10 protein-coding genes are annotated in these 10925 nt (G+C 42.9%); 1 reads left to right on the forward strand and 9 read right to left on the reverse strand.

Annotation, left to right across the window (positions count from 1 at the left end; all coding sequences use genetic code 11):
* Positions 1–18: 18 nt before the first annotated feature.
* The 8 genes from P0M28_RS14170 to P0M28_RS14205 form a co-directional block, all read right to left on the reverse strand.
* Positions 19–627 (reverse strand): DUF2490 domain-containing protein, encoded by a 609-nt coding sequence (locus tag P0M28_RS14170; RefSeq protein ID WP_302210563.1) that lies wholly within the window; start codon positions 625–627, stop codon positions 19–21.
* A 7-nt stretch (positions 628–634) separates the two neighbouring features.
* Positions 635–1210 (reverse strand): hypothetical protein, encoded by a 576-nt coding sequence (locus P0M28_RS14175; RefSeq protein WP_302210564.1) that lies wholly within the window; start codon positions 1208–1210, stop codon positions 635–637.
* A gap of 6 nt (positions 1211–1216) precedes the next feature.
* Positions 1217–3082, reverse strand: coding sequence for a tRNA uridine-5-carboxymethylaminomethyl(34) synthesis enzyme MnmG (gene mnmG, locus P0M28_RS14180; RefSeq protein WP_302210565.1), 1866 nt, complete (start codon positions 3080–3082; stop codon positions 1217–1219).
* 297 nt (positions 3083–3379) lie between these two features.
* A complete protein-coding gene (gene ybeY, locus P0M28_RS14185; RefSeq protein WP_302210566.1) occupies positions 3380–3820 on the reverse strand; it encodes an rRNA maturation RNase YbeY in 441 nt (146 codons plus the stop codon).
* The gene (locus P0M28_RS14190) at positions 3820–4221 is read right to left on the reverse strand and encodes an ATP-binding protein (protein WP_302210567.1); all 402 of its coding nucleotides are present in this window, start codon (positions 4219–4221) and stop codon (positions 3820–3822) included. Before P0M28_RS14190 ends, ybeY begins: the two co-directional genes overlap by 1 nt.
* 4 nt (positions 4222–4225) lie before the next feature.
* Positions 4226–7522, reverse strand: a complete 3297-nt coding sequence (locus tag P0M28_RS14195; protein WP_302210568.1) for a DUF4175 family protein — start codon at positions 7520–7522, stop codon at positions 4226–4228.
* 84 nt (positions 7523–7606) lie between these two features.
* A complete protein-coding gene (xth, locus tag P0M28_RS14200; RefSeq protein WP_302210569.1) occupies positions 7607–8371 on the reverse strand; it encodes an exodeoxyribonuclease III in 765 nt (254 codons plus the stop codon).
* 6 nt (positions 8372–8377) lie between these two features.
* Positions 8378–8737, reverse strand: coding sequence for a hypothetical protein (locus P0M28_RS14205; protein ID WP_302210570.1), 360 nt, complete (start codon positions 8735–8737; stop codon positions 8378–8380).
* Between the two features lie 104 nt (positions 8738–8841).
* Between P0M28_RS14205 and P0M28_RS14210 the strand changes: the two genes are divergently transcribed.
* Positions 8842–9519 (forward strand): ComF family protein, encoded by a 678-nt coding sequence (locus P0M28_RS14210; RefSeq protein WP_302210571.1) that lies wholly within the window; start codon positions 8842–8844, stop codon positions 9517–9519.
* A 147-nt stretch (positions 9520–9666) separates the two neighbouring features.
* Here the strand turns inward: P0M28_RS14210 and gldJ are convergent, their stop codons facing one another.
* Positions 9667–10881, reverse strand: coding sequence for a gliding motility lipoprotein GldJ (gene gldJ, locus P0M28_RS14215; protein WP_302210572.1), 1215 nt, complete (start codon positions 10879–10881; stop codon positions 9667–9669).
* Between the last annotated feature and the right edge of the window lie 44 nt (positions 10882–10925).

Raw genomic sequence — 10925 nt, forward strand, 5'->3', positions numbered from 1 at the left:
GTCCTGAAAGGTGATACATCAGCCCGGTTTGTAATTTATACTGTCGGTTGAAAAACCAGCCAATTCCGGCAAACAACCGATTTTCGCCACTTCCTCCCGGTTAAATGACCATAAGTATTCATTTGTTACAATAGCGTAAAGTTCTCCTGGGTCAAGCTGCTCACCGTTAAGTGGGCTATCAAAACCTAATTGATACCGCAAGCGGTTGGTAAATCCTGAATCTCGAATACGTTGCTCCAGCTGTACCCAGCTAGCAATTCGTTTTCCTGCTAAGGCATAAATTACAAACGCAAATTGTTCCATAAACCGATGCTCACGAAAATTGCGGGATTCGGGAGAGCGTAATTGAAAAGCGTAACCGCCGCTGAGCTTCTTGTTCCCCCACAATTCGTAGGTAGCAAAAACCTGGGTTTCGTTGAGGTTCCACTGAAAATCAGTCTGATTTTCTTCATCTTGATATTCTACCATCGTTCCCCTTTGCTTGATGTTTACGTTGAGTGACCAGCGGCTTTGAAATTTCTGTGTAAACGATAACCCGGGTTTCCACTGAAGGAGAGTGCTGGATTGGGCTAAGCAGTAAACATTTGCTGAAATAGCTGCGATGAAGATGAAAAAAAATAAACGCACGATAAGGTTAATAGAGGAAATTATCGAGTAACCGACGTATAATCAATCGCTTTTGCTGAAGAACACTCTGAGAGTTGAATAACATTTCGTACGAATGGACTTCGGAACCTTCGTTTAAACTGACTTCTAGTTCGTAGTTCTGGGTATTTTCACTAGTTAGCTCTTGGTAATCGTCAGTTTGGTTAGGTAAAAACTGACGCTGAATCCGCTGTATAGTGTGTCGGCTATAACCATTAGTTAAGACTGAATCGGTGCGTAGACGGACTGAATCAGGAATTTCTTCAAAACGGGTTAGTTCTTCAATGTCCTGAAGTTTACCATCGTCATTAAACTCTATGTTAAACCTTCTTCTATTTCTTACTAATTTTGTTTCGTAACTCAAGTTTTTTCCGTCAGTTTCTCGGTAAAACCGCTTTCTCCGGGATTCTTTCAACCAAATACTATCTAAATAATCTTGAGCAACTTTTGGTATTTCTTGCAGCTTGATCCGTTTTTCTTGCTCTTGCTTTACATACTCTTGAGCACGACTCGGTACGAAGAACATCCCCATTAGCCCGGCGACAATTATGATACGATAGAGCATGAACCTCTATTTGCCGAGATAAATCATAATGACTGACACATCTGCCGGAGACACGCCGCTAATCCGGGAAGCTTGACCAATCGTTTGTGGACGAATTTTTCCTAGCTTCTCACGTGCTTCAGTTGACAATGCTTTTACGGTGTTGTAATCGAAGTCACCGGGAATTCGGTAATCTTCCAAACTTTCCACTCGCTCGGCGTGCTGGCGTTCTTTTTCCAAATAGCTTTCGTACTTGGTCAGAATTTCTACTTGTTCTTTTACCTCCTCGTCTATTGGCTGGAAGTATTTTTGTAAAGTAGAATCAAGTTTTACTAAAGTTTTAACCGTAATTTCGGGACGCTTTAGTAACTGATGAATACTTACTTTTTCTTTAATAGTAGCAGTCGATATTTCATCTAGCCCTTCGTTTATTTCCTGGGGAGCAGCTTTTCGTTGTTTAATTTCGGTCATTACTTCTTTAATAGCATTCCGCTTATCAAATACTTTTTCTAAACGCGAATTATCAATTAGCCCGAGCTGGTGCCCCTTTTCGGTAAGTCGTAGGTCAGCATTATCCTGCCGGAGCAACAGTCGAAACTCGGCTCGGGAAGTAAACATTCGGTAGGGCTCTTCGGTACCCTTATTAATTAAATCATCAATTAGTACTCCAATGTAGGCTTCAGATCGGCGCAAAATGAGGGGTTCCTGCTCTTGAACCTTAAGGTGAGCGTTGATACCAGCCATCAGACCTTGGCAAGCCGCTTCTTCGTAACCGGTAGTTCCATTAATTTGCCCAGCGAAAAATAGATTCTCAATCACTTTAGTTTCTAAACTTAGCGAAAGTTGCGTCGGTGGAAAATAGTCATATTCAATGGCGTAGCCGGGACGAAATAATTTAGCGTTCTCAAAACCAGGAATATGGCGGATGGCTTGGTGCTGTACTTCTTCGGGTAATGAAGTAGAAAACCCGTTAACGTATACTTCCACCGTATCCCAGCCTTCGGGTTCTACAAATATCTGGTGGCGTTCGCGCTCGGCAAATCGGTTAATTTTATCTTCAATCGACGGACAATATCGCGGACCTTGCGCCTGGATTCGTCCGTTAAACATGGGTGAACGATCAAACCCGCTTTCTAATACTTCGTGAACAGTAGGGTTCGTATACGTAATATGGCAGCTTCGCTGATGCGTGAGTGGCTGAGTATCGGTAAACGAAAACTTACCAGGGTTTTCATCACCGGGCTGCTCTTCCATTTTGCTATAGTCTAGTGAGCGACCGTCTACTCGGGGTGGAGTCCCGGTTTTCATTCGTCCGGCCTCAAATTCCAAACTGATAAGTTGCTCGGTAATCCCTTTAGAAGCCCGCTCACCCGAACGCCCTCCGCCCATCTGCTTGTCACCAATATGGATTAAGCCATTCAGAAATGTACCATTGGTTAAGATAACGGTTTGGGATTTAATCTCCAGTCCGATACTGGTTTTCACTCCTACCACCTTCTCCCCTTCTACCAGAATTTCGGCCACCATTTCTTGCAGAAAGTCTAGGTTTGGAATTTTCTCCAATTGCATTCGCCAAGCCTCGGTGAAACGCGCCCGATCATTTTGGGTTCTTGGACTCCACATGGCCGGGCCTTTAGAGCGGTTTAGCATTCGAAACTGAATGGCTGATACATCAGTAACAATACCAGACAGTCCGCCCAGCGCATCAATTTCCCGAACAATTTGCCCTTTGGCTACACCACCCATTGCCGGATTACAAGACATCTGACCCATTTTGGCCATATCCATTGTGATAAGTAATGTTTTAGAACCCAAGTTTGCGGCAGCGGCGGCAGCCTCATTTCCAGCGTGCCCTGCTCCTACCACAACTACATCGTATTTTTCGAATAGCATATCTCTACGTAAGTTTCTCTTCTTCTTTACAAGTAAAATTAGTATTTCGTTTCCACTTTTTCTGATTTCTATTGCCGAAATAATGAAGTCTTCTTTTTAAGGTGCTTTGCTGTATTACGGACACAGAAACGGTAGAAGGTGAAGAGTGAAAGGTAGCTAATCTTTGCAGAGAATCTTTATCGTGTATATTCTCTTTTAGATCTACTAGATGCCTCATTTCAAGTAGGTTACGTTACGGTTCGTGAAGTAAATTGTTAATGTTCCACGTGGAACGTGGGCGTGAAGCGGTTTGGGATACTAAGAGAGGTGAAAATTCTGGAAGTAAAGGTTTACAAACTTATTCTCTAGGGAACGCATTTCTAACTTCTCGGCATCGGTAGAATCTTTGAATCCGAGTAAGTGGAGAATGCCGTGAACAATCACTCGTAGAAATTCAGATAGAAACGAAGCACTCAATTGATGGGCATTTTCCCTAACCCGGTCGATACTAATAAAAATATCACCTTCTAAAGACTGATTAATATCGTCGCGATTATCAAAGGTAATAATATCAGTATAATAATCATGAGAAAGATACTGCTGGTTAATGCTGAGAAGATACTCATCTGAACAGAAAATATAGTTGATTTCCTGAACAGACTGGTTGTGTTGACTAACAACTTCGAGCAACCAATCTGGAGTGGGAACAAGAAGGTTTTGAGGGTCAAAGTCTATATCCTCTACGAAAAATTGAATCACTAATTGATGTAAAAAATAAGCTCTACTGTACAACCTTCATCTCGGAAGTTTACTTCGTCGGAAAGGTGCTTCATTAAAAAAATTCCTCGCCCACCCGGTTTGTCAATATTCTCGGGAGCGGTGGGATCAGGCAAGTTGGTGTGGTCAAAACCATCACCTTCGTCTTTCACCCAAAAAATAATAGAGCCATCGTTAAGCTTCAAGGAAAGGTTAACATTCTTATGTGAATCGCCTTTGTTGCCGTGGCGGATGGCGTTATTCACCGACTCGGTGACGGCAATCATGATGTTACCGTATATGTCATCGTTCAAACTGAACTGTTCTTTAGCATTGTCGATAAAACTTTCTATCATCCGAATATTCTCGGATAACGAAGGAACAGAAATGCTGATTGAATTCATATTGCTAGTTTAAACGCTTAAAGTATTTATTAGCCTCAGTTTTATAGTAAGGATTAAGCTTGAGAGGCACGGTTTTTAGAAGCTCAATCTCCTGTTTTTTCAATTGAATGTATTCATCAAATCGCTGAGCCGCTTGTTTCTCGTAAGAGTCTTTAGCAGTTTCCCCTTTACGCTTTTGATCAAGCTCTTGCTCTCGGTCTGATTTTTCAACATCTAATAAACGGGTTAGAATTTGTTTCTGTCGTTCAATCAACTCGTTTGAAAGCTTTTTGTTGACCAAATCGGTTTCAGTTTCTTCCATTTCTTTAGCAAGTTGATCTCCGGTTCCTCCTCCCCCATCTTCTTCTGAATCCATTTCTTCCAGTGCTTTCCGAATCTTCTCTTGCTGCTGGGCTAGCTTGGATAATTCTTCGGATAACGCCCGCCCTGATTTCCCACTTTTCTGTAGGTTTTGAATCTGCTCATTGAGTTGCTTCTGCAATTCACTCAGGTTCATGTTTTGTTGAGAGTCGCCTGGGTTTTGCTGCGGGTTCCCCATCGCATCAGCCATTTGCTGTTGCATCTGGCTAAGCACATCGTTTAAAAGAAGTGCTAGGTTGTTAATGGAAGTCATAGCAAACTGTTGCTGACTAATGGCCTTGTACTGCTGCCGCTCGCGCAATGATTCCATGCTTTCATCCATGTATTTGTTCATGTCTTTCACCTCCCGGGTAACAAACGACTGAATCTGGAATACTCGTTCAGCCAGAGCAAGCAAGCTGTCTTCAATGATTTGGGAATCATCCCGTAGTTTAAGCTGTTCTTGTGAAAGATCGATAAAGCGGGGGTCATTTTGTTTTACTTCACGAAAATCCTTCATTACGGTTTCTTGGTCGAAGGAAAGAGTAATCAAATTGTCCAGAATATTCCGAAGGTTATCCATGTTCTCTTGCAGCATTTCCATTTCCATGCTCTGCTGCATCTGCTGCATTTTTTGCGCCATTTGTTTCATTTGCTGGGCACTCTTCTGCTGAGATTTTTGGGCTTTCTTCCGCTGGTTTTTTTCTAATGCTTCCTGAGCTTTTTGCTGCTCCTGTTGAGTTTGCTGTTGCTCCTGCTTCATGTCTTGCATAGGAGATGGATTCTTTAGGTCTTGGTTCATCTCATTGAGTTCTTCCATTTCCTTTTGAAGCTGTTCGAAGTCTTCATTCATCTGCTCTTGTTGCTCACTCAGTTCTTCAGTATCATTTTCTTTGTTCTCGGTTTCTTCAGCTAGCTTTTGTTGCTCTTCCGCTTTTTGCTCCATTTGCTGCTGCACATCTTCTAGCTTCGAGTCGAACTTCATTCGCTTAAATAGCTCTAAAGTGCGTTCCAGTTCTTCCTCCAGATTTTCTTCTTGATCGTTGATCTTCTGAAGCTGATCGCGCATTTTATCCATGTCTAGTTGCTCATCCAGTAGTTTTTGCAACTCTTCGTACATCTTCTTAGTCTCTTCATCCAGCAATTCGTCCATGAGTTGCTGCAATTGATCAATTTGCTCCTTCATCTTCTCACTTTGTTCACCAAATTGCTCTTGCTGCATTTTGCTGGCTTGACTTTGTTCTTTTAATTGCTCCAACTGTTTTTCCAAATCCTGGCGTTGCTTCACAATGTCTTCCAGCAGTTTTTTGTCTTGCCAGGTTAAATCTTTTTTCCCCCGTAGCCGCTTCTCCACCTCCTCAATATCTTGCTTCAATTGTTCGGCTTGTTGTACGGTTTTGCTAATTTGACTTTGAGTTTCTGCGGTTGACTTTTCTATATTTTCGCGAATTGTTTCTCGGTCAGGAATGCTGAATACGTAGGAAGATGTTTGCGACGATTTGTAACCGTTCACGGCATCATTGTCCCACACTTTTAAGAAGTAGCGGATTTTATTACCTGGGTTTAGCCCGAGTGTATCCACGTTCCACTGGTAGTAGTAGCTTTGGTTGTTCTGCTTAGAGTCAAGGGGCAATTTCATTTTTCGGTACTTCTCTTTGCTTTCACCTTCTTCCAAAGATTCAAACTTGTAAAAAAGGGCGAGTTGCGTGAGTCCGTAATCGTCAGATACATTTCCACCTAGCACTAAAAATTGGTAGAGAGTAGTATCCTGAAATTGCTCCAGGCTAATCTGCGGTTCCTGATCAGGAATAACATCCAGGTAGTAGCGAATATCTTGCTTGTTGCTACTGTATTCATTCACCAAATTAATTTGGTAAGTAGCCGATTCCAGGGCTTGCTTTTCTAGCGAAAATGCTCCGTTGGAGTCTGGCTCTAATCGGTAATTCTCCTCCTGCTCTACAAAAAGCAGTTGCATACTGTCGGCTGCCAGTGCGCTAAACTGCCAAGTGATATTGGTTCCTGCGGGTACTTGCAAGTTGCCGATGTTATCCAGTCGCTGATCTTCTCGCGAAAGATAGCTGGGGTAATCAAGATAGACGCTGAAGTTTTTAAGGTTAGGACGGTCTACTACCCGAATAGTACGAGATACAGAATTGAATCCAGCCGCTTCTATGTAGAAAGGAGTATCCCGCTGAATATTTTGAAAAGAGAACTGTAATATTCCTTCTTTATTGGAAGTCATGCGGAACCGTCGCCCGGAAGCCACTAAGTAGGCTTTGTCCGGAATAGCACTTCCTACTAAATCTACATCAACGGTAAAGTCTTCATTCTTGAATGCGATGAGCGATTCGTTTCCAAGATTAAATGAGAAAGGAGCTTCGGGAACATACTCTTTATTGAAGTTCACAATTCGGCGCGTACCTTCCGAGAAAAACTGAGGAACAAATAATAAAACGACGATCATAACTCCTACCGGAACTGCTAGATACTTTAGATGACGTAGATTCTTACGAAGGTCAATAGCAATTGGGAAGCGCACTACCGCGAGGTGCTTAGTTTTCTGAGCGATACTAGCCGCCAGTAGTGCCCCTTGGTCGCTATTGGTCCGGTTGAGCTGAATCAGGTTCAACAGCTTATCCTGCACCTCCGGAAAATACGTGCCGATTTGCCGGGCAGCTTCCTCATCGCTAATCTGCTGCTTGTTATTGTACAGCCGAACGAGTGGGTCAATCACCCACTTAACCAGAATAAAAAGGAATAATAATAAAAAGCTGAAAAATAATACACCACGCCATAGGCTACCAAGTCGGGCAGTATATTCAATAGAATTGAACAGAAGGTAGACTGATAGAACAATGGCTCCGAAGAAGATACTCCCCCTAACGAGCTTGTTCAGATAATACTTTCGCTTGTACTGCTGAAGCTGCTTGATAACGCTACTGAAGTGAGTGTCGGTTGACATAAGCATAAGCGTTCATTCGTGGTTTTTAACTTAGAGAGTTATCTTAAAAAATACGGAAATTCTGTCAATAAAGTATGTTTTCGGTTAGGCTATTTCCAAAACTATCGGACAATGATCGGAATGATGGGCTTGAGGTAAGATAGCAGCATTTTTTAGTCGGCCTTTCAATGCATCGCTCGCCATATGATAATCAATGCGCCATCCTAAATTTTTTTGCCGTGCTCCGGCTCGGTAGCTCCACCAAGTGTAGTGATTTGGCTCCTGATTAAAGAACCGAAACGTATCAATAAATCCCGATTCAATAAAACCTGATACCCACTCCCGCTCTTCGGGCAGAAAGCCAGTAGAGTTTTTGTTTCTTACCGGATCGTGAATGTCAATTGGGCGGTGGCAAATGTTGTAGTCCCCACTAATAATTAAATTTTCTTTTTCTTGTTTAAGTTCGTTAATGTAAGACTGAAAGTCAGCAAGCCACTGCATCTTAAAAGCTTGGCGGACATCGCCCATAGTGCCCGATGGCATGTATACGCTCATTACTGAGAAATCTTCATAATCAGCTCGGATCACCCTTCCCTCCTGATCGTATTTGTCGATACCAATTCCGTAATCAACATGCTTTGGAGTAGGCTTGGAAAAAATAGCTACTCCACTGTATCCCTTTTTGATAGTAGAAGTTTCCCAGAAAGTCTGATAACCCAATGCTTCAATATCTGAAACGGGTACCTGGTCGGGAGTAGCTTTTGTCTCTTGTAAACATACAACGTCGGGTTTCTCTTCACTCAGCCATTCCAAAAAGCCTTTTCGGATGGCCGCCCGGATTCCGTTTACATTGTAGGAGATAATCTTCATGTAGTATTAAATAGCAATGCCTAACTCTTGTTCAAAATACTCGATAACGTGCATTTTTAGAAGCTTCTCTTGCTCTAGCAAATCGAAGTGCGGTAATTTTTTTTGCAACTTCCAGTGAGGCCAACCATCCTGATCTATTCCTTCTAACGTATAAAATCCCGATAGTGACAGTACTTTACAGATGGCAATGTGCATCAAATCTTGCTTTTCTTCTTTAGAGAAATGCTGGGCTCCCCTACCCAACTCCTGCACCCCTACTAAAAAGAGGACGGCATTCAGGTCGGCGGGCCGTTTACCTATTTGTTGCTCAACGGTAGCTAATAGGCTTTGCCACCTTCGTTCCAGTACTAAATCTTTTTGATACATGCTGAGAAAAGGATCGGAAAAATTACGTCAGTAGGGTTACAATTTCTATTGCATGGGGCGTAAACAATTGTCACCGTATCTTGTGTGTTTCTATACGTACTAGAATGCTAAAGGATTTCTTATCACTCATATTTCCCCGAACTTGTATAATATCGCAAGTGCCGCTGGCAAAAGGCGAGCAGTTAATCGCCACCCAGACGATTGTCAGCTTGCCGAGGTTTGACTTAAACGAAGAAAATACGAGTCTGGTAAGAAGAGTATTCAGCTTTGCTCCGGTGAGCCAGGCTTGGGCTTACTACAAATTTTCTAAGCATGGTAAGGTGCAGAGGTTATTGCACGTCCTAAAATACCAAAACCATCCTGAAATTGGTGAAATGACGGGTAAGTGGTTCGGCCACGCTTTGCAGGAAAATGCAGAAGTAGCCGAAATTGACTTAATTGTTCCGCTTCCAATGCACAAAAAGAAGCAGAAAAAGCGAGGCTATAATCAGTGCGATTATATTGTGTGGGGATTATCGGAAGTGCTGGCAATTCCTTGGTCTACGCAAGTGTTAGTAAAAATTGAGAATACTGATTCGCAAACTCGTAAAAACCGGATAGAGCGCTACCGCAACAGTTATCGCGCCTACGCCATTCGGAAAGATGCTAACATTCGAGGAAAGCATATCTTATTAGTAGACGATGTAGTGACCACCGGTGCTACGCTAGGAGCCTGTGTCAGTTTACTACTAGCGGGTGGCTGCCGAGCGGTTAGCGTAGCCGCACTAGCCTCACCGGAGTAAGAACTTGATTAATCAAGTTCTTACAGTTTCCTCTGACTATGGTATAACTTGGCTAACTGAAAAATAACCTTGATAACAAAAAGGGCTTCGTTGTTTAGACGAAGCCCTTAATTTATAGATGAACCTATACTATAACGTATCTAAATTCTAGTAATTCGTTCCCGCGCGAATCATGGCGCAACGGAAGCCGATTGTAGCGGTAGCAGAATCTTGCTCTAAGTAACGACGGGTTCCCGGTGATAACCAGTAAGCCACATCGGCCCAAGAACCACCTTTATATACTCTTAACTCATTAGTGACTAGTGAGTTAAACTCACCTTGGAAGTTAGGAAACTTCTCATTATCATATTCTTCCTCTCGATCAATGGTACCATCCCGACGGATTGGGTTCAGATCGTTAAAATCCTGATAAGAAAGCGGACGGTACACATCGAGTACCCACTCGTTTACGTTACCGGCCATGTTATACAGCCCAAAATCGTTGGGAGGATATTCGTAGATGTAGTCAGTAATCATGGCACCATCGTTTAGCTTACCAGCAATACCGGCATAATCACCACGACCTCGCTTAAAGTTTGCTAACATACTACCCATTTGCTTACCATAAGGGTTTCGGGTGGCGTGACCATCCCACGGATAAATACGAGAATGCGTTTGATTTTCATCCAGGTACTGGGTACCAATCAATGCCTTAGCGGCATATTCCCACTCGGCCTCGGTAGGTAAGCGAAAATCAGGTAGCACTACTCCACTCTCCAGTGGAATACGTCCTCCTTCGGGAACATCTACTTCAGAGCCTGATTCCTCGATGAGTTTTTCGTTTACCACGGAAGTACGCCACTTACAGTAATCATTAGCCTGTCGCCAGGTAACTCCTACTACCGGGAAGAAACGGAATCCCGGATAACGAAGGTAGTGATCTTCGTAGGGATCATTGAACGCTAGAGAACGCCGCCATACCGTAGTATCGGGTAAGGCCGACTCATAAAATTCAGTGGTAGAATCTTGGCGAATATCAAATAGATACTCCAGCCAGTTGATATTGGCGATCTCAGTTTTATCCATGTAAAATGAAGCTACTGTAACAGTACGCTCCAAATTATCGCGGGTACCCATGAGATCTTCTTCAAAACTACCCATAACAAAACGCCCACCTTCAATGTACACCATGTTGGGGGCTTCGGGCTGACCTTGGTATTCGTCTAAGGTGAAATTTCCTTCCACGTTATACTCAATACCAGTGACATTACTCGATTCACCAGGATTCATACTGGTGGGTTGACTTTTGCTGCAGGCAGCAAGCACGGCAGCACATAACACAAACTGCCAAGCTCGGGGGACTTGGTTGACCAATTGCTTCATAACCTGTTTTATTAACTCTTAGAAAGCTGTTTTAGACGAATAAC

The sequence above is a fragment of the Tunicatimonas pelagia genome, assembly GCF_030506325.1.
In the GTDB taxonomy this organism is placed as follows: domain Bacteria; phylum Bacteroidota; class Bacteroidia; order Cytophagales; family Cyclobacteriaceae; genus Tunicatimonas; species Tunicatimonas pelagia.